Origin of the sequence: Alteromonas lipotrueiana (assembly GCF_019249245.1) — a bacterium.
Taxonomy (GTDB): Bacteria; Pseudomonadota; Gammaproteobacteria; order Enterobacterales; family Alteromonadaceae; genus Alteromonas; species Alteromonas lipotrueiana.
In genome coordinates, this window is sequence record NZ_JAESDK010000014.1 from 92563 (window position 1) to 114797 (window position 22235).

The window sequence follows — 22235 nt, forward strand, 5'->3', positions numbered from 1 at the left end:
AGGCATTGTAAAATGTAGTGTGCGCCGCTACACATTGACTCACCACACTGCCGGCACCGATAATAGCCTGTTTGCCAATAGTCACTCCAGGCAGTACCAATACATTAGCACCAACCCATACGTCAGACTCGATAGTGACAGTGGCCGCCGGGTCGGGATAGCCCGCTATAGGCCTGCTTGATACAATGCAGTTGGGGCCTATTAAAACCCCGTCATTCATCGATATAGAATGAGCGCCCAGCAGCGCGGTATTGTGGTTTATAAAAACCGATTGGCCAAATTGCATTAAGGCCGGCGTTTCGCAAAAAAAAGCAGGCTCAATAAGAGCGGGGTTATGCTGACTAAAAATCTGGCGCTGTATTGCCGCACGCTGGGTTTTACTGGCGCAATTAAAAGCCCGCCAATGCTGCGCGTTTATCTGGTGCGCATGATCACTTTGCTCAAAGTGATGAATATAGTAGGGAATATCGCCATGACGACGTTCTGGCAAAGCATTTTGCATAACATCTGAAGTAAGGTACATTTGTCTTCATTGTAAAACACCTGACCCACTTGCGATGCATCAAAAAAAGGAAATTTTACTGATACGTCATGGCCGACCCGCTTCTGAACACAATTTCCGGCTGTCCAGCGCGGGGTTTTCAAACTGGGTTAGAAACTACAATCGTGCTGTACTGCATCAACATAGCCTGCCTCGGTGTCAGCGAAATTTAAGTCAGCATTATATTATGGCCAGTAAACTGCGACGTGCGCAATTGTCTGCAGCGCGCTATACCCATCACCCGATAACAGAAATTAATGCTTTGCTTAATGAAATGCAGATACCCCGCTATCGGCTTCCGCTTAAAATAAAAGCATGGAGCTGGGTATACTTAAACCGGTTGCTATGGTTTGGGGGCCGCCCAGGCCCATTTGAGTCTTACCTGCACGCCCGGCAACGAATATACCGGGCGGCAAACCTGTTAGAAGTACGTGCACAACAGCATTCAAAAATTTGTGTTTTTGCCCACGCACTGACCAATCGTTTCCTGGTACGCTACCTTCAGGCTTTGGGGTGGAAGGTCACTGAAAAAGATCATCGCTACTGGGGAGTGATTCGATTAGAAAAATAAGGCTTGTTTGCATGTGCAAAAAAAGACAGAGATTAATATACTCAACCTGTGAGCAGCACTAATGGCTTCCTTTGGTATAACACCACCCAAATTTAGGGGTAAAAAAATGTGTGAAAATGAAACGCACTCGGTCTGACTCCCGCCGCTTTTGGCTCAACATTATAGTTGTATCTACTTTTGCCGCTATTTTATTGGTACTGATTGTTTATCTGAACACCACCGAACCGAACACAAAGTACCGGACGCTAAAAATGTTGTCTGAAAAAATGCAAACCAGTGCAACCCGAACCCGTTATCAATGGCAGGTTGAAAATCAGCCCCCCGCTATTATGCTGATTCACTATAACAAAGCGGGCAGGGAAGTAGGTCGAAAGCCCGTAAACGTGGCAATCAATGGTTTGCCTAAAGTGCTTACCGGCAATGCTCAGTGCGAACGCCTATGGCGGGTGTTAACGAATACCGCGTTACAGGTAGAAGGCTTTAAAATTCGGGCCAAATATATAGCCGCCGATAGTGACACGCCCAACTCTGGTGCAGTTTGTCGATTTGGTTATAGTCGGGGTAGTGGGTTTGATTATGTCATTGATCGCGGCCAGGTCATTTTTAACGGCTAGGTAATAGGCTGGTTGGTTGTTTTTTGAACACATTGAAACCTGGTAGCGTCAAAAACGACTGAGCGCAGAAAAAACACGGGTAAATACCCTGCTTACCTGAGGTGTTCGCTTGCCCAAACCTGCCCCCGTTGTTAAAGTGTAACAATCGGTATCTTCTTCTTAGCGGGCGCTAAAAATCCTCACCCGAACCAAGCGCCCGGCATACAGTTACAGGAATGAGCATTTCATGTTTAAAAAGCTTCGGGGCATGTTTTCGAACGATTTGTCCATCGACCTCGGAACAGCTAATACGCTGATCTACGTTAAAGATCAGGGTATTGTACTAAACGAACCTTCAGTTGTGGCTATTCGCCAAGAGCGCGCTGGTGGCCCTAAAAGTGTGGCGGCCGTAGGTGCTGAAGCCAAACGTATGTTAGGTCGTACGCCGGGTAACATACGCGCAATCCGGCCCATGAAGGACGGCGTAATTGCTGACTTTTTTGTAACTGAAAAAATGCTTCAGCATTTCATTAAACAAGTTCACGACAATAACTTTATGCGTCCCAGCCCACGGGTTCTGGTGTGCGTGCCATGTGGCTCTACTCAGGTAGAGCGACGTGCCATTCGTGAGTCAGCACTAGGTGCTGGCGCGCGTGAAGTCTACCTGATAGACGAACCCATGGCGGCAGCTATTGGTGCTGGTTTGCCGGTATCAGAAGCCACCGGTTCAATGGTGGTCGATATTGGTGGCGGTACCACTGAAGTTGCCATTATCTCTTTAAATGGTGTGGTGTATTCTTCTTCGGTACGCATTGGGGGTGACAAATTTGACGAAGCCATTATTAATTACGTTCGCCGTAATTTTGGGTCGTTAATTGGTGAAGCCACTGCCGAGCGTATTAAACATGAAATTGGCGCCGCCTACCCAGGCGAAGAAGTGCGTGAGATTGAAGTGCGAGGCCGTAACTTAGCTGAAGGTGTACCACGCGGCTTTACACTGAATTCGAACGAGATTCTTGAAGCATTACAAGAACCTTTAACCGGCATCGTTTCAGCAGTGATGGTTGCCTTAGAGCAGTCTCCACCCGAGCTGGCATCGGATATTTCTGAGCGCGGTATGGTACTGACCGGAGGCGGGGCATTATTAAAAGATCTGGACCGGCTATTAATGGAAGAAACCGGTATTCCGGTGGTAATTGCCGATGATCCCTTGACCTGTGTAGCACGTGGCGGCGGTAAGGCATTCGATATGATTGACCTGCACGGCGGCGACCTGTTCACCTACGAATAACATCAGGTGCGTCTTCGGGCGCTAACCTGACCGGGTGTCATGGATACTATATTTACTCGCGGACCGTCGCTAAACAACCGACTTGCGCTTGCCCTGGCCTTGTCGGTTTTGTTGATCGTGGCCGACCATAAACTGGCAGCATTTCAATCTACCCGCGTGTACCTTAACTCTATAATGAGCCCGCTACAGTATCTGGCGAACCTGCCCAGTGTTATGCTCAACTTTAGTGCACAGCGGCTTACCTCAAATCAGGCACTGGTATCTGAAAATAGCCGACTGACCAATCAAAATCTGATGATGCGTGAGCAGCTACAACAGTTTGAAATATTACAGGCTGAAAATGAACAGCTGCGCAAATTACTTGATGTGCCGGTAGAGCCCAAGGTACACAAAATGGTGGTGGAGTTGATGGCCGTAGACAACAACCCATTCAGCCAGCAAATCGTGATTAACAAAGGCGCAATTGATGGGGTGTATTTATCCCAATCGGTATTAGATGATCGCGGGGTGGTAGGGCAGGTTATGGAAGTAGGCAGTACCAATAGCCGGGTTGTGCTGATCTCAGATGTCACCCACGCAATTCCTGTACGCTCGGTACGCAATAATATTCGGTTTATCGCCAGTGGCCACGGCGATATGGACGAGCTGTTTTTAGAGCATGTGCCGCACAGCGTAGATATCCAACCAGGCGATATGCTGATGTCGTCTGGTTTGGGAAAAGTCTTTCCGGCCGGGTATCCTGTGGCTCAGGTTGAGTCGGTAGTGCATGATGAAAGCCGTCCATTTGCTACGGTGAAAGTGCGCCCGCTGGCCCAGCTAGACCGGCTTAAATACTTATTGCTGTTGTGGCCACACGATGCGCCTCGTCAACCTGAAGGCAGCGCATTGCGTCAGGTCACGGGGCAACCAAAAGGCTAACCTATGCTTATAAAAGCTCGTTATTACGCTATTTTACTGAGTATTTTAATTGCGCTGGTACTGCAAATTATGCCGCTGCCTATTCAGGCTGATTTGTACCGCCCTGACTGGGTACTTATTGTTCTTGTTTACTGGGCGATGGCGTTGCCGCACCGGGTAAATGTAGGTGTAGCGTTTTTAACCGGGCTGGCCATGGATATTTTGCTGGGGTCAGCGCTGGGCATCCACAGTTTTGCATTGAGTGTCGCGGTGTATGTACTTGCCGCCAATTATCAGCGTTTGCGCAACTACTCTGTTTGGCAACAGGCTATTATTATTGGCTTACTGAGTTCGTTTTACCACCTGATGCTGTTCTGGTTACAGCATTTACTTACCGATATTCCATTTCAGTTTGCCTACCTGTGGCCGGTAATTTCATCAATGGTACTGTGGCCCTGGATGTTTTGGGTGCTACGCAAAGCCCGTCGTCAACTTAGTATCACCTGACCCACCCTACAAGGAGTTGCCATGGCACCTGAATTAATTCTGGCGTCGGCGTCGGCCCGCCGCACGGCCTTGCTTGACCAAATGGGCATCAGCCACCGATGTTTACCGGTTGATATTGATGAATCGGCATTGCCGGCAGAAAAGCCGGCAGATATGGTTGCACGCCTGGCTTGCGAAAAAGCCGCCGAAGCATGGCAGCGACTCTCCACTACTGAGAAAACCAGCGCTGTAGTCCTGGCCAGCGACACACTTATTGAGTTTGACGGTGAAAGTCTGGGCAAACCCGTCGATAAATCTGACAGTATTGCCATACTCAGCCGTTTGTCGGGCAATACGCATCGGGTATTAACCGCTGTGCATGCGCGCAACGAACAAACCCAGCAGTCGCTGATTGTCACTACACAGGTTGAGTTTGCTGAATTATCGCTGACCGACATAGAACAGTACTGGCAATCAGGTGAACCGGCCGACAAAGCAGGCAGCTATGCTATTCAGGGGCGCGGTGGGCAGTTTGTCAAATCGGTAACAGGCAGTGTCAGTAGTGTTATAGGCTTACCCATGTATGAAACCCGGGTGTTATTACAACAGTTTGGAGTGACCGTATGAGCGCAGAACTACTGATTAATGTCACCCCTTCCGAGTCTCGGGTGGCTTTAATTGAAAATGGCATTTTGCAGGAAATTCATGTTGAACGGCACACTAAAAAAGGCCTGGTAGGAAACATGTATCGGGGCAAAGTAAGCCGCGTATTACCGGGCATGCAAGCCGCTTTTGTAGACATTGGTCTTGAAAAAGCCGCCTTTTTACATGCATCAGACATTATTGTGCATACTGAGTTAGAAGGCGAAATGTCAGGGTCGCATATTCAAAAACAGGATATACGCGAACTGGTTCGTGAAGGTCAGGAAATTGTTGTGCAGGTGGTTAAAGACCCTATTGGTACCAAAGGTGCACGCCTGACCACAGACATTACTATTCCGTCCCGGTATTTGGTCTTTATGCCCAGCGTTACCCATGTGGGTGTGTCACAGCGCATTGAAGATGAAGCAGAGCGCGAACGTTTAAAAGAATTGGTGCAAGAGTTTTGCGATGACGAGGGCGGTTTTATTTTACGAACGGCCGCTGAAGGTGTGAGCAAAACTGAGCTGGCACAGGATGCTGCCTTTTTACGCCGGTTATGGAATAAAATTCAGCAGCGTATGAAAAAGAAAAAGCCAAATGTGCTGTATGAAGATCTGCCGCTGGCCCGACGAGTACTAAGAGACTTTGTGGGGACCGAGCTTGACCGAATACGTATTGATTCTAAGTTGTCGTATCAGGAGCTTATTGAGTTCACCAAAGAATACGTGCCTGAATTAAGCAACAAACTTGATTACTATCGCGGTGAACGGCCAATTTTTGATTTGTACGATGTTGAAAACGAGGTCCAGCGAGCCTTAGAGCGGCGGGTAGATTTGAAATCGGGGGGGTATTTAATTATTGACCAGACCGAAGCCATGACCACCATTGATATTAACACCGGGGCCTTTGTGGGGCACCGTAATTTAGAAGAAACCATTTTTAATACCAATATTGAAGCGACCCTGGCGATTGCCCGGCAACTGCGTCTGCGAAATTTGGGAGGGATGATTCTTATCGACTTTATCGATATGGTTGAACCTGATCACAAGCGCCGGGTCTTACATAGTCTGGAGACGTCCACAAGTAAAGATCGTGCCAAGATAAATATCCATGGGTTTACCTCGTTAGGGTTAATTGAAATGACTCGCAAACGCACCCGTGAAAGTCTTGAGCATGTACTGTGTGGTGAATGCCCGGTGTGCAAGGGGCGCGGTTCGGTAAAGACCATCGAAACTATTTGTTTTGAAATTATGCGTGAAATTGTTCGGGTGAACCGGGCTTACGATGCAGACAAATTTGTGGTCTATGCCTCACCCAGCGTGGCCGAAGCCCTTTTGGGTGAAGAGTCGCATATGCTGGCTGAACTAGAAGTGTTTGTATCTAAACAAATTAAAGTTCAAACCGAGCCTTTGTACAACCAGGACAAATACGACGTTGTGATGATGTAAAAGGCTGGGTGTGAACAAGCTTTCTGATTATCTTGCCCTGGGTATCAAAACCCTATGGCTGGTACTGGCAGTATTGCTGGTACTGTTTGCGGTGCTGCTCAGTGGCTTGCGTCTGGCGTTGCCGCATCTGGAACAACAAAAGCAACATATCGAAGACTACCTGAGTCAGCGTTATTCGGTTAACCTGACCATAGACTCTTTGCAGGCTGACTGGCAAAAAACCGGGCCGGCAATGGTGCTAAAAGGGGTCAGCCTGCAGCAAAGCGCGATGTCGCCGATTGGGCTTGATATTAAAAATATTGATATTGAGCTGGACTTCTGGCGCTCACTTTGGCAACGCCAGTTGGCGTCAAACCAGTTTACTTTATCAGGCCTGCAGCTTCGAATTAATACCGACCGGCTTGGACAAAGCGATAACTCCCAACCGTCTATTCAAAATGCGCTTACTCGTTTGTTTTTGGAGCAGCTTGAGTATTTTGAAGTTACCGACAGTACTCTTTACCTTACCCGTAATAACAGCACCCAGATGGTGGATGTTTCTTCTTTAAGGTGGCTTAACCGGGGTCGGCATCATCAAGGAGCCGGAGCTTTGCAGGTGCGTGAACTGGCCACCAACTCTGCGTCTTTTCAAATCGATTTGACCGGCGATAAAGACGCCTTAAGTGGCGTGCTGTATGCCAAAGCCGAAGATATGGATATTTCGCCCTGGGCCAGTGCACTGATTGACACCCGTCGGCCTTTAAAAGAAAGCCGTGCAAATTTAGAGGTGTGGGCGCAGCTTGAAAACAGCCAGTTTAGTGCCTTTTTCACCCGCTTTGATGAAAGCCGGTTAGAGTGGGGCGGTCAGGATGAAGTGAGCGTTAGCACCGGGATTCGCGGCGGCAGCTTACAAGCACTGCCGGTGGACAATCGCTGGCTGCTGCGCCTTGATAAACTCATTATAGAGTCAAATTCGCAGCAGCTGGTTACCGATTTGGTAGGGCAAATTAATGCAAATGGTGAAGCCATACTCAATACCATGAAACCTACCCCGGTGAATCCTTTTTTAGTGTTACTGCCTTTGTTCACCAGCGACACCGCTGATGATGATGTTCGTGAACTCAACCCCACCGGCCAACTGGCGACAATGCAGCTGCAGGCTGATGAAAATGGGCTGGCCTTAAGTGCAAAACTTCTTGATGTCAGCTGGCAACAACACGGCAGTATTCCTGGGGTAGATGCCATTGATATTGGCATTTACTGGCAACAAAATCACGGGGTGGTGAACCTGTTCGCCCGTGACGGGCATATTGAGGCCGACAATCTTCTGCCAGAAAATATAATACTGAATGACTTACGCGCCAAAGTTTACGTATATCAGCAGTCCGGAAACGCTACAACCAAGCCGGCGTGGATGGTCAGCTATGATGATTTGGTGCTTGATACCAATCAATTTTCACTCACCCAAAGTTTACGCCTTGATACCTCATCCACCGATTTGTCGCTGCTAACGCAAGTAAAAGGTATCCCCCTGAATCAGGCTTATAAGCTTTTTCCAGCGGCGCTGATGGGCCAGAATACCAGTGATTATCTAACCAAAGCACTTACCGGTAATGGCGATATTCAGCAAGCCAGCATCTTGTGGCATGGTCAGCCCAAAGATTACCCGTTTGAACGCAATCAGGGAGTGTTTCAGGCGGCGGTAGAGTTACAGCAAGCAGACTTTTTATTTTCTGAAGACTGGCCGGCGCTGCAACAGGCCAATATTCAGCTGTGGTTTGAAAACGACGGGTTAACCATGACCAGCCCCGAAGCCAGGCTGAATGATATCCGGGTACAAAATCTCACCGCTCGTATTCCGCGCCTGGCAAAAGGCGCGCACTTGCTTATTGACGCTCAGGGCGTGGGTACAGGAGCTCAATTAACGAATCTGATGGTTAATAGCTCGCTGAGTGACTCTTTGGGTATGGTACTAAATGAACATGTGCAGGTAGCAGGACAGGTACAGGCGAGTCTGAATCTGGATATTCCGTTTGGTAACCCCCACGTAGTAGCAGCCGGTAGTGCCAGACTTCAGGGCAATCAGGTGCATATAGCCAGTATCGGCTTAACGCTTGATCAGGCAAGTGGTGAAGTACGCTTTATTAACGAAAACATCAATACAGATGATTTTAGCGGTAATCTGTTTGGGCAGCCTGTTGAACTAGATGTGACCGGCGGGATGCAGAACAACGCCTACCAGGTCGATATTGGTATTGGCGGAGACTGGCAAATACAACCATTACTGGCGTATTTAAACCCGGATTTTGAGCGCTATGTTGATGGCCACTCGCAATGGAAAGGGAATGTCACGCTGCAGCTGCCCGAAACAGGTTTTAACTACAGCGCCAGCATACAATCTGAGCTAACCGGCATTAGCTCGTCGTTACCCACTCCTTTTACCAAACAGCAAGACAGCATCAAGCGTTTGGCTTTAAGTAGCCAGGGCAATCAGAAAGCCTCAACTATTCATGCAAAGCTGGGTCAGGAGATTGTCTTTGACGGAATTTTACCGCATGCGCAAATGCAATTTTCACGTGCTCATTTAGCGTTGGGTAACAGCGATTTTGATGGCATGGGGATAGGGTTCAGTGTTTCGGCTAACCTGCCTGAGGTCAATTTCAGTAAATGGTACGATACGGTCAAATTACTGCTAAATCAGAGTTCGGATACCACTAATCTTACAGCAAATACCAGTAGGCCGACGAAGCCGCCGTTATTTGGTGTACCCGAGCGTTTGTTTATACAAACCCCGACACTGCTTATCGCCGGACAACAGCTTGAAGCTGTCAATATTACCGCCAAACAAAGCAATCTTGATTGGAATTTAGACATTGATGCCAAACAGCTTAAAGCACAAATAGCTCTGTATAATGACTGGCTTGAGCGGGGCATAAAAGTTGAGGCAGATTACATTGACCTGGGTGACTGGAAAAACACGGCAGATTTTGAGCAAACAGAAACCTATAACGCTCAATCAAAGCCCGAGAAAAACAGCGCCTCAGTATTCGACGTTACAAACTTTCCACCGATAAATTTTCACTGCAAACAATGCATAGTGCTTGAGCGCCCGCTGGGAGAGGTTACGCTAAACATTACCCGCAGTGCGGCCGGAATGCATATACAAAACCTTGAAATTAACAGTGACAACGGCCTGTTAAAAGCCAGCGGACAATGGCACGGTGCAAACAATCATACTCAGCTAAGCGGCACCGTAAACAGCAACGATATTGGCGCGCTGTTGGCTGATTTAGGCGTTGATTCGGGCATTAAAGACTCTGGCGCTGATATGAAATTTAGTTTGGGTTGGCCGCAGTCTCCTATGGACTTTGATTTAGCTCATATTGATGGTGGGATCGAATGGCGACTTTCTGATGGTTATCTGAGTGATTTGAGTGATCAGGGGTCGCGTATTTTCACGTTATTCAGTTTAAATTCATTAGTGCGAAAACTGAGCCTGGATTTTCGGGATGTATTTGCTAAGGGGTTTTTCTATGACGATATGCGCGGTACCCTGAGTGTACATGATGGGAAGGCCGCCACCAGCGACACCATAATAGATGGAGGGGCTGGCGAGATAGAAATTAAAGGCTATACCGATTTACTGGCGCAGCAGCTTAATTACAATGTTGAATTTACGCCCAATGTCACCGGCAATTTACCGGTACTGGTATACTTTTTAGCTACGCCCACCACGGCATTGGCGGCGCTGGCCTTAGATCAGGTACTCACCTCAGCTAAGGTTATTTCAAACGTAAATTACAAAGTAACGGGTAACTGGACTAACCCGAAATTTAAGGAAGTGGGCCGCGACAGTAAAGATATTGAGCTACCTACCCAATCGAAAAAGTCGGTTTCGACACCGGTTTCTGGCGCACAACCTGACTAACAGCAATCACACTGGAGGTATAACATGGTAAATCTGGTCGCCGTTCAGATGACATCTGAACCTGATGTGGATGAAAACTTACGCTTTGTTGAACAACAAATAGCGCAACTGGACACTCAGGAACCCACCCTGGTCGTACTGCCTGAATGCTTTGCCTGCTTTGGTACCAAAGACAGCACTTTACTTTCTATCGCCGAACCGCGCTACACCGGAAAAATTGGCCAGGCCATGCAGCGAATGGCAAAACAATACGGGGTTTACCTGGTTACCGGTACTTTTCCTTTGCAAGGCGATACGCAAGATAAATTTACAGCGTCTTGTTTGTTAGTGGGACCTGATGGAGAAGTTATTGATGAGTATAAAAAAATCCATCTTTTTGATGTTTCGGTAAAAGACAAAACAGGTAGCTATAAAGAGTCAAAACATACTCAGGCAGGCGACAAAGTCGTGGTCTGTGATACTCCAATCGGCCGCATAGGGCTGGCAGTATGTTATGATGTTCGCTTTACAGGCTTGTTTAATGCTATGGGCGATGTCGATATTCTGGTGCTACCAGCGGCATTTACCCGGTATACTGGTCATGCTCACTGGCATACCCTGGTCCGCGCCAGAGCCATCGAAAAACAATGTTTCGTGGTAGCGCCTAATCAAACGGGTGACCATGCGAATGACCGTGAAACCTTTGGGCATAGTATTATTTACTCGCCATGGGGCGAAATACTGGCCGAGCGAACTTTAGAGCCGGGCGTGGTAAGCACATCGGTAAATCTTGGTGATCGCGACCTACTGAAGCAAAATATGCCAGTGGCGCAACACAATAAATTCAGGAGCGATTTTGTTAAATAACGTAGCAAGGCACTTACTTACCGACTCGGGTCTGGAGCTTTCTTCGCTGGAACAGGCGTTGGGTCAGATTCATCGTCATGATACCGATTATGCAGATCTTTACTTTCAGTCAAGTCAACACGAAAGCTGGGTACTGGAAGACGGTATTATCAAGGAAGGCAGCTACAATATTGAGCGCGGTGTTGGCGTGCGGGCTATCAGTGGCGAAAAAACAGGTTTTGCTTACTCTGATGAGATTAGCCCGGCAGCGCTTGAAAAAGCATGCCAGGCAGCACGGACTATCGCTCCGGCTGGTGGCACGCATCAGGTAAGTAGTTTGCATCAGCAAAGCTACCCGGCAAGATACGATGAAAAAAATCCTATTTTGGGGATGGTCGAGGCCGACAAAGTTGCTTTGCTCAAAGCGGTTGATGCTTATATTCGAAAGCAAGAGCAAGGGATTAACCAGGTAGTGGTTAGCCTTAGCGGTGTCTATGAAGAAATATTAGTGGCGGCATCAGATGGCACGCTGGCTACCGATATTCGTCCATTGGTCAGACTTAATTGTTCTGTGTTACTGGAAAAAGGCGACCGTCGCGAGCGGGGCAGTGCCGGCGCCGGTGGCCGCCATACCTACGACTTCTTTGCTTCACAGGCCGATGGGCGCCCGGTTTACGAAAAGCTGGCCGATGATGCCCTGCACATGGCGCGGGTAAACATGCAGGCAATAGCTTCACCGGCGGGCGCTATGCCCGTGGTACTTGGTAATGGCTGGCCAGGCGTGTTGCTGCACGAAGCTGTAGGCCATGGCCTTGAAGGCGATTTTAACCGTAAAGGGGCGTCGACGTTTAGCGGTAAAATGGGCCAGCAGGTGGCGGCTAAGGGCGTCACGGTAGTCGACGATGGAACCATGCAAGACCGCCGAGGTTCGTTATCAGTCGATGATGAAGGCACACCGACTCAGCGTAACGTACTGATTGAAGATGGCATATTAACCGGCTACATGCAGGACAAAATGAACGCGCGTTTAATGGGTGTGAAGCCTACCGGTAACGGCCGTCGAGAGTCATATGCGCACTTGCCGATGCCGCGCATGACCAATACCTTCATGATGGGCGGCCAGTACAACCCGCAGGAAATTATCCAGACCATCGATAAGGGCATTTACGCACCGAATTTTGCTGGTGGTCAGGTGGATATTACTTCAGGAAAATTTGTGTTCTCAAGCGCTGAAGCCTACCTTATCGAAAATGGTAAAATTACCGCTCCTGTTAAAGGCGCAACGCTTATTGGCAACGGGCCAGAAGTTATGCAGCAAATATCTATGATAGGTAATGATGCCGAACTGGACTCGGGTGTGGGTGTATGCGGTAAAGACGGCCAGTCAGTGCCGGTAGGGGTTGGTCAGCCAACCCTGAAAATTGATAAACTGACGGTAGGTGGGACCGCCTAAAATACGTTACGTTTTATCTGCGTTATAAAAAAACCGCCATGCACATTGTTGTACTGGCGGTTTTTTGTATTGGCCACAAGAATCTAATCTTCGACAATAACCTGCTTTAAATATTGAAATAATTCGCGGTAGGCTTTAGGCGCGGCGTTTTTTTCTTGTTCTTTGTTTATCTGCCGATGAAACTGACGCAATTTTTGACGGTCCAGTTCGGGGTATTCTTCGAGCAATTGCTGAATGGCTTCATCACCATTTTTGGCTACATCATCACGGGCTTTTTCAAGTTCGTGGAAAGCCGCATTATTGGCCTGATGCTGATGCGTTAACATCAACAACGCTTGATTAATCGGGGTTACATCGCGCTGGCGCAGTAATTTTCCGATAAACTGCAGCTGCCGCCGATAACCGTCTTTCTTACGGTTTACCGAACGGGCAATCATTACCGCTTCTTCCAGCTGCTCGTCCATAGGAATGGTTTCAAGATGCGCGGGTGTGAGTTTTACCAGCTGCTCGCCAAGCTTTTGAAACTGGGCCGACTGACGCTTTAATTCGGTTTTACTCAGCGGCTCTTCATTCTCGTTCGTCTCTTTGAAAGTCGAAAAAGAATCTTCTGGTGAATGATGCTTGCGGTCGCTCATTTGGGTCTCATAAGTGTTACACTATTAATACTTCTAATTGTGACACACAGACTGGGATAGCGAAACTGACTATGCAAATTGAACAGCAAATCGCAGAAATTCAAAACGTAGTAGACGATGTACTGAAAATGGCGACAAGCAAAGGGGCAACCCAAGCCGAAGCCAGTATGTCAAAAGTGCAGGGCATTGCTGTATCATCGCGTATGAAAGAAGTCGAGAATGTGGAGTTCACCAACGATGGTGGCCTGGGTATCAGCGTTTATGTTGGAAAACATAAAGGCAGCGCTTCAACGGCTGACCTTAGCCCCCAGGCGCTCGCCCTAACCGTAGAAAAAGCCATCGACATAGCCCGTTACACTAGCGAAGACCCGTGTACCGGGTTAGCAGACGCCGAGTTAATGGCAACAGAATTTCCTGATCTTGACTTGTACCACCCACAAGAATTAGATCCTCAGCATGCCATGCAGTTGGCTATTGAAACCGAAGCTGCGGCTTTGGATTATGACCCGCGCATTATTAATTCAGATGGCGCCAGCTACAATGCTAATCACGGCATGCGGGTATATGGTAATACACACGGTATCAATGCAGGTTACCCAAGTACCCGCTATAGCCTGAGCTGTATGATGATTGGCGCTCAGAGCGATGATATGCAGCGTGACTACGCCTATACTATCAGCCGTAAACCTGATGGTTTGGACGCTGCGACAAAAATTGGACGCGAGGCTTCTGAAGCGACCATCGCACGTTTGGGCGCACAAAAAATCAATACCGCCAATGTACCGGTCATTATGCAAAAAGACGTAGCCTCGTCGCTGTTTGGTCACTACGTTGGTGCTATCAGTGGTGGCAGCCTGTATCGTCGTTCAAGCTTTTTGCTGGATAAACTTGGCGAGCAAATTTTTCCGCAGTGGCTGAATATTGAAGAAAAGCCGCGTTTAAAAGGCGGTTTAGCCAGTGCCAACTTTGATGCTGAAGGCGTAGCTACTCACGATGCCACAGTGGTTGATCAGGGATGTTTAGCCCAGTATTTATTTACCACGTATTCCTCGCGTAAAATGAATACGCAGTCTACGGGGCATGCCGGCGGCATACATAACTGGATTGTGGGCGATACCGGCCACACCGATGCCCAGCTGTTAAAAGAAATGGATACAGGGTTGCTTGTTACCGAACTAATGGGGCAGGGAGTAAGTACCGTAACCGGTGACTATTCTCGTGGCGCAGCAGGTTTCTGGGTCGAAAATGGTGTGATTCAATATCCTGTACACGAAATCACTATCGCCGGAAATTTAAAAGATATGTTTGCTAATATTCGTGCTATTGGCAGCGACCGAGATGTACGCGGTGGGGTACAAACCGGTTCAGTGTTAATCGACAATATGAAAATTGCCGGAAACTAAACGAACGCTTGTAGAAACAAAGCCAATAAAAAACGCAGCGTAAAGCTGCGTTTTTTATTGAAATAAAGCTTTAGCGGTTGCTTAGCTGTCTACTGAACCACAAAAACGGTAGCCTTCACCGTGAATGGTTACAATCAATTCTTCATCACTTGGATCTGACTCGAAGTGTTTACGAATGCGGCGAATTGTCACATCAACCGTACGGTCGTTAGGACGTAGCTCGCGACCCGTCATTTCCATAATTAGCTGTTCACGGGTTAAAATCTTACCCGGATTACTTAGAAATAAATGCAATGCTCTGAACTCGCTGCGCGGCAGGCGGAATTCTTTACCACTTGGAGATATTAGCGAACGACTGTCGCCGTCTAGTGTCCAGCCATTAAAGCTTACGCGGCTAGGCAGGTCATCGTCTTCGGCGGTGTTGGTAGTACGAGTCAGTAAGTTACGCGCCCGAATTGTCAGCTCGCGTGGGTTAAAAGGTTTCGTCAGATAATCATCTGCACCAATTTCAAGCCCTAAAATACGATCGACATCATTGTCACGACCGGTCAAAAAGATAAGGCCGACATTTTTACGATCGCGAACTTCGCGCGCTAGAATCAGGCCGTTTTTACCTGGTAGGTTGATATCCATAATCACCAGGTTGATGGCGTGGTTTTCGAAAAAATCATGCATTTGGTCGCCGTTCTCGGCCTCAAAAACATTATAGCCTTCAGCTTCAAACAAGCTTTTTAGGGTGGTACGAGTTACCACTTCATCTTCAACAATTAATACATTTGGCGTCTGCATGATATTTCACACTCTTTAACAATCGGTTTAAGCAACAATCTGTTTAAGTTTTATTCTTTATAACGGTGTTTGCAAGTCAATGCCGAATTAAATACTGACCTACGGTATAAGGGTTTGTAACTAATTTACAAGGGCAACAACAGTTAATCCGGTGGCTTTTTTCACTATGCTATGTTGGACAGGCAAAACAACTACAAATTCCATCAGTCTTTTAAGCAGGTTAAAAAGGCAAATTAAAACCGTTAGGTTTTTGAAATTGCTGAAATTTACTGGGCATATTGGTTTCGCCCAAATTTACGACCTATAACTGTGCCGTACAATTCTGCCATAAAGCAATTTGCTAAAGCGTTCGGCTATAAACCCGTTGTCCAGATTAATGTGTTCCAATCAGGTTTAACTTTGCTATCGAGTTTACAAACTTTGTAATTAATTGTCTAAAACATGAACTACGAAGCGAGTGATCAGGATGTATCTGCCTAAGCCTGCTTCTGAATTAATCGTGTGGACGGAATTGTATCTTATTTTAAAATAAAATAACCAAGCTGCTTCAACCGCGGCCCCAGTAGCCATTAGTATCTCATTAATTTGCTGCGAAACGCAAAAGGTTCCCGGATATTTGCTTTGTAGCAACCAAACTACCTGCATTAGTTATGCAATTTGACTCGCAAAGTTTTGTATTTTTAAAAAGTGCTACAGGATTGATGATAAGGAGAGCGTCAAAGCGGTGTTGGCATAATGCGCCTTTTCACCATGTTAACCGGTATCGGCGATGAAAAGACGCAAGCATGAAAGTTTTTATTCGTCAGGTTGCATTTGTTGATACAGCGATGAGTATTCGCTGGCTGCTTTTTGCCAGGTAAAGCGGGTATGCATAGCACGTTGCTGCATTGCTTTGAAACGATCAGGGTGTTCGTAGTAAAACAATAAAGCACGACGAATACAGGTTAAAAGACCTTCAGGACTGGGCAAGGAAAACGCAAAGCCTGTGGCGTTTTGCGCATCATCCTTAGGATCGATAACGGTATCTTTGAGTCCGCCTACTGCACGCACAATCGGCAACGTACCGTAGGCTAGACTATACATCTGGTTTAATCCGCAGGGCTCAAATTGCGAAGGCATTAAAAAGAAGTCAGCGCCGGCTTCTACCCAATGAGCATGTTCGGTGCTAAAGCCGTTGATAAAAGCAAACTGGTGAGGATGATTATGGGCATATTCGTCCAGGTCCATACAAACACTGGGGTCGCCCGTGCCTACAATAACCAGCTGAACATTGTGTTCCATTAATTCATCTAACATGGGCAGTATATAGCCAAAGCCCTTTTGCTCGGTAAGACGACATACCATACCAATAAGCGGTGTGTGGGGTTTATCAGGCAGTCCGGTTTGTTGTTGTAGTATTTGCTTGCAATACTGCTTGCCACTTATATCGTCAGCACTGTAGTTTTTTGGCAGGTGGGGGTCGGTTGCCGGGTTCCACTGGGTATAATCACAACCATTCAAAATACCCGATAAATCCTTGTGTCGGGTAACCAAACGATCGTGTAAACCATGACTGCCTAAGTTGGTTAATAGTTCCTGAGCATAGTTGGGGCTTACCGTTGTGATTTTGTCGGCGTATTCAATGCCGGTTTGCAGCATATTGATATAACCGCCATGAACCTGAGCTGAAATAGCCGGGTGCTGCTGCAAAAAAGGAATGCTATCTAGCTGGTGCACACCCTGAAAAGCGGCATTATGGATAGTAAATACGCTTTTGGTTTGGGTAAATTCACCGCTGCTATCATGTTTAAGTAAAAACGGCAGCATGGCCGTGTGCCAATCGTGACAATGTATAATATCGGGCTTAAGGGCCAGCGATTGCATGGTCATTAATGCTGCACCACAAAAAAAGCTAAACCGCTCTCCGTTATCCTGATAGGCTTGGTAAGTGCTGCTGTATAAGTCGCCACGATCGAAGTAAGGTGGGTAGTCTACAAAATAAACATCGATATCATTCCATTTTAACTGGCGAATATCAAAAGGATAAACTTTGTTTTGTGTAAACAGCGTTTGTTGAGTACAGGCTGTAGCCAGCGTAAACTGATGCCGAATGGCTTGATAATAAGGCATTATGATTGAGACATCATGACCAGCATCTTTAAGGGCTAAAGGCAGTGCCTTGCCTACATCCGCCAATCCGCCCGTCTTTACCAGTTCCTCTACCTCAGAAATTGTAAAAATAATCTTCACAGTAAAAGCCTCGACCCAAATTACGATAATAACAAAAGCGATACCAGTGCAGTGAACCCCTGCAACGTCAGTAGCGCTATTCTTCTACACCAAATTTGATACTCACTCCCGCTACTTCGCCAATGCCAGATAAACTGAAAATCGAGAGGTTTGGGCTAATGTACGAACCTGAGAAAAATGTTCAGCCAGTAAACCCGGATAGGGAAGAAAGCGATTAGCGACCATATACAACGCGCCAGATTTTACTAGCACCCGCTTAGCATCACTGATAAAGCGCTTAGTGATACTATAGTCTGTTTTTATCCCGGTATGAAAGGGTGGATTTGTGATTATATGGTCAAATCGGCCTTCGACACCGTGCAAACCATTTGCACCAATAAGTGTTCCGGTAAGCTGATTTGCCGCTAACGTGCGTGCCGTGCAATACAGAGCCAAAGCACTAACGTCAAGCAATGTGACATCAAAATGCGGGTACTGCTGCTTTAAATATGAACCAATCACCCCGCCACCACAGGCAAAATCAAGAACTTTAGAGCGCAGCGATGAAGGCAGTTTTTGTAAAAGTAACTCAGTTCCTTCATCCAGCTGGTTGTGACTAAATACGCCTGGCATCGATACCACCTGAAGCTCATTGTCACCTATCGAAAAAGTGTTGGTATCAAGCCAGCTGGCCGCAGAAAATTCGACTTCTTGTTCTATATGCGTGGTTAATAAACTACAGTGGCGGGCCGAATCAATTTTTTCGGTAGACCCGTACTGGGAGGTCAGTTTATCTGCGCTTTTAATGCCACCTTTGTTTTCGCCTACTAAATGCACGCGACCGTTCGGGCTCAATACGCTGGCAGCCATTTGTAACAACATAGCAAGATGCGCCTTGGCTTTAGGCAAATAAATCAGCACATCGGTATAAGATTTTTTACTGTCTGCAAAGGGTGCGAAAGTATGTCGATGCTCTCCAATTTGCTGATTAAGGCAAAATCCGTCAGGGTCACTGGCTACATCACGGCTATCAAAGGTATGCGCTGAATTTACCCGAACACTTTCTGAATATACATCATAGTACTGGTGTAATATATCAAGTGGATAGTCGGTTAGCTGATCAGTAAAGTAGGCATCTGCGGGATTAACAAGTAACCATTTGCCTTCCTGGAATAGTTCGATGTTGCGTTCAAGCAGTTGGCTTTGTGGACTTAGCATTATTCGGTACGCTCATAAATAAGATCCCAGACCCCGTGGCCCAGTTTTTGGCCCCGAACTTCAAACTTAGTAATAGGGCGGTAATCTGGACGGGCGACATAGTCACCGGATTCAGCGGTATTAACGTAACCCGGTGCCTGACTCATAACCTCTGCCATGTATTGGGCGTAGTTTTCCCAATCAGTAGCCATATGAAAATGCCCACCAATAGCCAGACAGCGACGAATCGTTTGCGCAAATTCAGGTTGTACAATACGTCTTTTATGATGACGTTTTTTATGCCATGGGTCGGGAAAATACAATTGCAGACGACGTAAAGACTCGGCAGGCAACATATGATTCAGCACTTCTACCGCGTCATGCTCCATGACCCGCAAATTTGTAAGTCCCCGCTCGCCAGCTTCGGCCAGCGCTGCGCCTACGCCAGGCCGGTGCACTTCAATACCAATAAAGTTCTGCTCAGGAGCGTTGGCTGCCATCTCAACCAGAGACTTGCCCATCCCAAAACCAATCTCTAGTATTACCGGTGCACTTCGGCCAAACACTTCGGTTAAATCAAGAGGTTGACCTGTATATTCGATGCCCATAGCCGGCCAGTGATCTTCAAGTGCTTTGGCTTGTCCTCGAGTCAGTCGACCCTCGCGCTTAACAAAACTTCTGACTTTGCTAACATAAACACCAGCGGCAGCGGCTTCGTGTTCGTTTTTGTATTGACCCATAATAACTGTACGATGGCAAAAATGTGAATGTAGCGCATTATCCAGCCTAACCGGGACATTGCAAGCAACACCTCGAGCTTATAAGCGAGTTAATAAACATTCTGAATAAACGGCAAAGGTCTTTTTAAACACAATTTTGTCTTTTTAAGACAGTATTTGATTAAGCGCAGAGCTGACCTCGCCGGGGCGCTCTAACAACATCATGTGCGCCGAATCTTCGATTGAAAACAACGTACAGTCGTTCAATTGGGTAGCGATAGCACTTAGGATATCGTACCGCGCAATAAGATCGTGACGAGCTGCAATCAGGTTAATTGCAAAGGGGGCTTTTCTTAGTCTGGGCGTTAAATCTTCGCGCGGCGTGGTACTTTGCATGTGCGCCAATAACGTGCTGGTGCCCAAATCCTGTCCCATTTGTTGCATAACTCCGGCAACCAGAGGATCGTCAATAAAGTCAGACGAAACAAACTGCGCTGTGTAGGCAGGGCTTTGTACTATCGGTTGGCCTTTTTGTAGTGCAGCAACAAGCTCTCGGCGCCGCTTTATTTCATCGCTTCCAAGCCCTTCCGGGTTGTATCCGATTAATGTGAGTGAGGCCACGTTAGCCGGATTTTGTAACGCCCAACTAGCTGCCACATACCCGCCCATAGAAAAGCCAACGACATGTACTTTTTCGTCGGGCAAAACGCGATCGTCGGTTAATGCCAGCATTTCATCGAAGCTCGACGCCCATTGTAGCGGCACATAACGACGATTCGAAAGTGACATTTGGCGCCACACAGGCAACCAAACCCGTTCATCACACAGCGTTCCTGGCAAAAATAAAACCGGTGCGTCTGTCACGCGTCCTCCGTTTGTCCCGACCTAATAGACAGTCATGATATCATAGGTGTTAGTATTTAAGATTCGACGATATGGTTTAATGACTCACACCTTTTCAAATCAGGTACTTAACTGGTACGACATTTATGGCCGTAAACATCTGCCATGGCAACAACAGGTTACGCCTTATCGCGTCTGGGTATCTGAAATTATGTTGCAACAAACTCAGGTTGCTACAGTAATTCCTTATTATGAACGGTTTATGACCTCGTTTGCTGATGTTCAGACGTTGGCCGCGGCGCCGGTAGATGATGTGCTTCATCACTGGACCGGGTTGGGCTACTATGCTCGCGCTCGCAATTTGCATAAGGCCGCAAAGCAGATTGTTGAGGACCATAACGGTAAATTTCCGCAAACCCTGGAGCAGGTGATAGCTTTGCCGGGCATTGGTCGTTCTACCGCCGGTGCGGTATTGTCGCTGGCTTGTGCGCAGCGCCACGCCATTCTCGACGGGAACGTAAAGCGGGTGTTGGCTCGCTACTACGCCATAGAAGGCTGGCCTGGGCAAAAGAAAGTAGAAAATACTCTATGGTCGTTAGCCGAACAAAACCTGCCATCAGAACGGTGTCAGCATTATACTCAGGCAATGATGGACCTGGGCGCAATGGTTTGTACCCGCAGCCGTCCGAAATGTGATGCGTGTCCACTGCAGTCTGAATGCCTGGCGTATGCTCAAGGCCGACAAGCTGATTTTCCGGGTAAAAAACCTAAAAAAGACAAACCTGTAAAAAACACTAATTTGGTAGCGTTGTTGGTTGCCGGCCAGATATACTTGATCCAAAGACCCTTATCCGGATTATGGGGTGGATTGTATGGCTTTATTGAATCTCAGCAGTCGGTAGAGCAGGTGGCTAAAGAATATGGCCTCACCAACTTTAACCAGCATACATTAACCAGCTTCAGGCATACTTTTAGCCATTTTCATCTGGACATTACCCCGGTGTTGTTAATCGCACAGCAGCAAAATATTATGAACGTGGCTGAAGAGTTGTCCGCACGCTGGTTTCCTCTTAATGAACCTATTGAAGTAGGTTTGGCTGCACCCACCAAGAAAATTATCGAACAAATTCAGCGTATGCTGTAGATTTCGCTTTCTAATCGCTTAAATAGGAATTCGCCATGAGCAGAACCGTACATTGTCAACGTCTGAACAAAGAAGCCGAAGGACTGGATTTTCAGCTTTACCCCGGTGAACTGGGCAAGCGTATTTATGAGAATATATCTAAAGAAGCGTGGACCGACTGGCAAAAAAAGCAAACCATGCTGATCAATGAAAACAAACTGAATATGATGGAACCCAACGCGCGTAAATTTTTGGAAGAACAGATGGAAGGGTATCTGTTTCGGGGTGAAGAGCCGACCATCGAAGGCTATGTGCCGCCTGAAAAATAATCAAAATAACAGATATCGAACAGATTGTGCGCAAACAGTAAAAAGTTTTTAAAAAACGGTTGACTTAAAGGTCGGAAATCCGTTTAATGCACACCCACAGCGAGAGAGGCAGTAATGCCCCAACGCTAAACAGTTTTGCCTCGATAGCTCAGTTGGTAGAGCAGCGGATTGAAAATCCGCGTGTCCCTGGTTCGATCCCGGGTCGAGGCACCATTATTCTAAAGGCCCGCATCTATGCGGGCTTTTTTAGATCTGGGTTATCGGAACACGCTGGCGTACCCCTGTGGCTGCACCACGCGTTACAATCCCGGGTCGAGGCACCATTATTCTAAAGG

At 47.2% G+C, this 22235-nt stretch carries 19 protein-coding genes, 1 tRNA gene and 1 pseudogene; 14 read left to right on the top strand and 7 right to left on the bottom strand.

Annotated elements, in window-relative coordinates:
• Window positions 1–16 precede the first annotated feature (16 nt).
• Window positions 17–133 (bottom strand): annotated as a pseudogene (locus JK130_RS16835) (DapH/DapD/GlmU-related protein); the annotation flags it as partial.
• Between the two features lie 424 nt (window positions 134–557).
• On the opposite strand from JK130_RS16835, the gene JK130_RS10750 reads away from it, so the two are divergent.
• The 10 genes from JK130_RS10750 to tldD all read left to right on the top strand — a co-directional run bounded on the left by JK130_RS10750 (window position 558) and on the right by tldD (window position 12654).
• On the top strand, window positions 558–1112 hold the full coding sequence (locus JK130_RS10750) for a histidine phosphatase family protein (RefSeq protein ID WP_218354327.1): 555 nt from the start codon (window positions 558–560) through the stop codon (window positions 1110–1112).
• A gap of 116 nt (window positions 1113–1228) precedes the next feature.
• Complete coding sequence (locus tag JK130_RS10755; RefSeq protein ID WP_218354328.1) at window positions 1229–1726, top strand: hypothetical protein; 498 nt, start codon at window positions 1229–1231, stop codon at window positions 1724–1726.
• A gap of 226 nt (window positions 1727–1952) precedes the next feature.
• Window positions 1953–2996, top strand: coding sequence for a rod shape-determining protein (locus JK130_RS10760; RefSeq protein WP_218354329.1), 1044 nt, complete (start codon window positions 1953–1955; stop codon window positions 2994–2996).
• 39 nt (window positions 2997–3035) lie between these two features.
• The gene (gene mreC, locus JK130_RS10765; protein WP_218354330.1) at window positions 3036–3914 is read left to right on the top strand and encodes a rod shape-determining protein MreC; all 879 of its coding nucleotides are present in this window, start codon (window positions 3036–3038) and stop codon (window positions 3912–3914) included.
• 3 nt (window positions 3915–3917) lie between these two features.
• Window positions 3918–4400: a rod shape-determining protein MreD gene (gene mreD / locus JK130_RS10770; RefSeq protein WP_218354331.1), complete on the top strand. Its 483-nt coding sequence runs from the start codon at window positions 3918–3920 to the stop codon at window positions 4398–4400.
• A 21-nt stretch (window positions 4401–4421) separates the two neighbouring features.
• Window positions 4422–5006, top strand: a complete 585-nt coding sequence (locus JK130_RS10775) for a Maf family protein (RefSeq protein WP_218354332.1) — start codon at window positions 4422–4424, stop codon at window positions 5004–5006.
• Window positions 5003–6469, top strand: a complete 1467-nt coding sequence (gene rng / locus JK130_RS10780; RefSeq protein WP_218354333.1) for a ribonuclease G — start codon at window positions 5003–5005, stop codon at window positions 6467–6469. The genes JK130_RS10775 and rng overlap by 4 nt, the downstream gene beginning before the upstream one ends.
• Window positions 6470–6479: 10 nt before the next feature.
• Complete coding sequence (locus tag JK130_RS10785) at window positions 6480–10376, top strand: YhdP family protein (protein WP_218354334.1); 3897 nt, start codon at window positions 6480–6482, stop codon at window positions 10374–10376.
• A gap of 24 nt (window positions 10377–10400) precedes the next feature.
• A complete protein-coding gene (locus tag JK130_RS10790; RefSeq protein ID WP_218354335.1) occupies window positions 10401–11222 on the top strand; it encodes a carbon-nitrogen hydrolase family protein in 822 nt (273 codons plus the stop codon).
• Window positions 11212–12654 carry a metalloprotease TldD gene (gene tldD / locus JK130_RS10795; RefSeq protein ID WP_218354336.1) on the top strand — a complete coding sequence of 481 codons (1443 nt, stop codon included), beginning with the start codon at window positions 11212–11214 and terminating at the stop codon, window positions 12652–12654. Before JK130_RS10790 ends, tldD begins: the two co-directional genes overlap by 11 nt.
• A gap of 83 nt (window positions 12655–12737) precedes the next feature.
• Here tldD and yjgA read toward each other — a convergent pair whose 3' ends face one another.
• Entirely contained in the window at window positions 12738–13289 is a 552-nt protein-coding gene (gene yjgA, locus JK130_RS10800; RefSeq protein WP_218354337.1) for a ribosome biogenesis factor YjgA, read from the bottom strand.
• Window positions 13290–13360: 71 nt separating this feature from the next.
• Here yjgA and pmbA point away from each other — a divergent pair, with 71 nt between their 5' ends.
• Window positions 13361–14692: a metalloprotease PmbA gene (gene pmbA, locus JK130_RS10805; RefSeq protein ID WP_218354338.1), complete on the top strand. Its 1332-nt coding sequence runs from the start codon at window positions 13361–13363 to the stop codon at window positions 14690–14692.
• 81 nt (window positions 14693–14773) lie between these two features.
• Here the strand turns inward: pmbA and arcA are convergent, their stop codons facing one another.
• The 5 genes from arcA to JK130_RS10830 all read right to left on the bottom strand — a co-directional run bounded on the left by arcA (window position 14774) and on the right by JK130_RS10830 (window position 20469).
• Window positions 14774–15481 carry a two-component system response regulator ArcA gene (gene arcA, locus JK130_RS10810; protein WP_218354339.1) on the bottom strand — a complete coding sequence of 236 codons (708 nt, stop codon included), beginning with the start codon at window positions 15479–15481 and terminating at the stop codon, window positions 14774–14776.
• A 795-nt stretch (window positions 15482–16276) separates the two neighbouring features.
• Complete coding sequence (glgA, locus tag JK130_RS10815) at window positions 16277–17710, bottom strand: glycogen synthase GlgA (protein WP_218354340.1); 1434 nt, start codon at window positions 17708–17710, stop codon at window positions 16277–16279.
• A gap of 111 nt (window positions 17711–17821) precedes the next feature.
• The gene (locus JK130_RS10820; RefSeq protein ID WP_220099530.1) at window positions 17822–18907 is read right to left on the bottom strand and encodes a methyltransferase; all 1086 of its coding nucleotides are present in this window, start codon (window positions 18905–18907) and stop codon (window positions 17822–17824) included.
• Complete coding sequence (gene trmB, locus JK130_RS10825; protein ID WP_218354341.1) at window positions 18907–19626, bottom strand: tRNA (guanosine(46)-N7)-methyltransferase TrmB; 720 nt, start codon at window positions 19624–19626, stop codon at window positions 18907–18909. The genes JK130_RS10820 and trmB overlap by 1 nt, the downstream gene beginning before the upstream one ends.
• 144 nt (window positions 19627–19770) lie before the next feature.
• The gene (locus JK130_RS10830; RefSeq protein WP_218354342.1) at window positions 19771–20469 is read right to left on the bottom strand and encodes an alpha/beta fold hydrolase; all 699 of its coding nucleotides are present in this window, start codon (window positions 20467–20469) and stop codon (window positions 19771–19773) included.
• Window positions 20470–20548: 79 nt separating this feature from the next.
• Between JK130_RS10830 and mutY the strand changes: the two genes are divergently transcribed.
• The 3 genes from mutY (at window position 20549) to JK130_RS10845 (ending at window position 22113) form a co-directional block, all read left to right on the top strand.
• Window positions 20549–21592 carry an A/G-specific adenine glycosylase gene (mutY, locus tag JK130_RS10835; protein WP_218354343.1) on the top strand — a complete coding sequence of 348 codons (1044 nt, stop codon included), beginning with the start codon at window positions 20549–20551 and terminating at the stop codon, window positions 21590–21592.
• A gap of 35 nt (window positions 21593–21627) precedes the next feature.
• The gene (locus tag JK130_RS10840) at window positions 21628–21900 is read left to right on the top strand and encodes an oxidative damage protection protein (protein WP_218354344.1); all 273 of its coding nucleotides are present in this window, start codon (window positions 21628–21630) and stop codon (window positions 21898–21900) included.
• Window positions 21901–22037: 137 nt separating this feature from the next.
• Window positions 22038–22113, top strand: a tRNA-Phe gene (locus JK130_RS10845).
• The last annotated feature ends 122 nt before the right edge of the window (window positions 22114–22235 follow it).

Coding starts and splice junctions, on each gene's coding strand:
- JK130_RS10820 (WP_220099530.1), bottom strand. CDS start 18,907: ATGCTAAGTCCACAAAGCCAACTGCTTGAACGCAACATCGAACTATTC.
- mutY (WP_218354343.1), top strand. CDS start 20,549: ATGACTCACACCTTTTCAAATCAGGTACTTAACTGGTACGACATTTAT.
- JK130_RS10840 (WP_218354344.1), top strand. CDS start 21,628: ATGAGCAGAACCGTACATTGTCAACGTCTGAACAAAGAAGCCGAAGGA.
- arcA (WP_218354339.1), bottom strand. CDS start 15,481: ATGCAGACGCCAAATGTATTAATTGTTGAAGATGAAGTGGTAACTCGT.
- mreD (WP_218354331.1), top strand. CDS start 3,918: ATGCTTATAAAAGCTCGTTATTACGCTATTTTACTGAGTATTTTAATT.
- JK130_RS10750 (WP_218354327.1), top strand. CDS start 558: ATGCATCAAAAAAAGGAAATTTTACTGATACGTCATGGCCGACCCGCT.
- JK130_RS10755 (WP_218354328.1), top strand. CDS start 1,229: ATGAAACGCACTCGGTCTGACTCCCGCCGCTTTTGGCTCAACATTATA.
- pmbA (WP_218354338.1), top strand. CDS start 13,361: ATGCAAATTGAACAGCAAATCGCAGAAATTCAAAACGTAGTAGACGAT.
- JK130_RS10760 (WP_218354329.1), top strand. CDS start 1,953: ATGTTTAAAAAGCTTCGGGGCATGTTTTCGAACGATTTGTCCATCGAC.
- rng (WP_218354333.1), top strand. CDS start 5,003: ATGAGCGCAGAACTACTGATTAATGTCACCCCTTCCGAGTCTCGGGTG.
- yjgA (WP_218354337.1), bottom strand. CDS start 13,289: ATGAGCGACCGCAAGCATCATTCACCAGAAGATTCTTTTTCGACTTTC.
- JK130_RS10775 (WP_218354332.1), top strand. CDS start 4,422: ATGGCACCTGAATTAATTCTGGCGTCGGCGTCGGCCCGCCGCACGGCC.
- JK130_RS10790 (WP_218354335.1), top strand. CDS start 10,401: ATGGTAAATCTGGTCGCCGTTCAGATGACATCTGAACCTGATGTGGAT.
- mreC (WP_218354330.1), top strand. CDS start 3,036: ATGGATACTATATTTACTCGCGGACCGTCGCTAAACAACCGACTTGCG.
- trmB (WP_218354341.1), bottom strand. CDS start 19,626: ATGGGTCAATACAAAAACGAACACGAAGCCGCTGCCGCTGGTGTTTAT.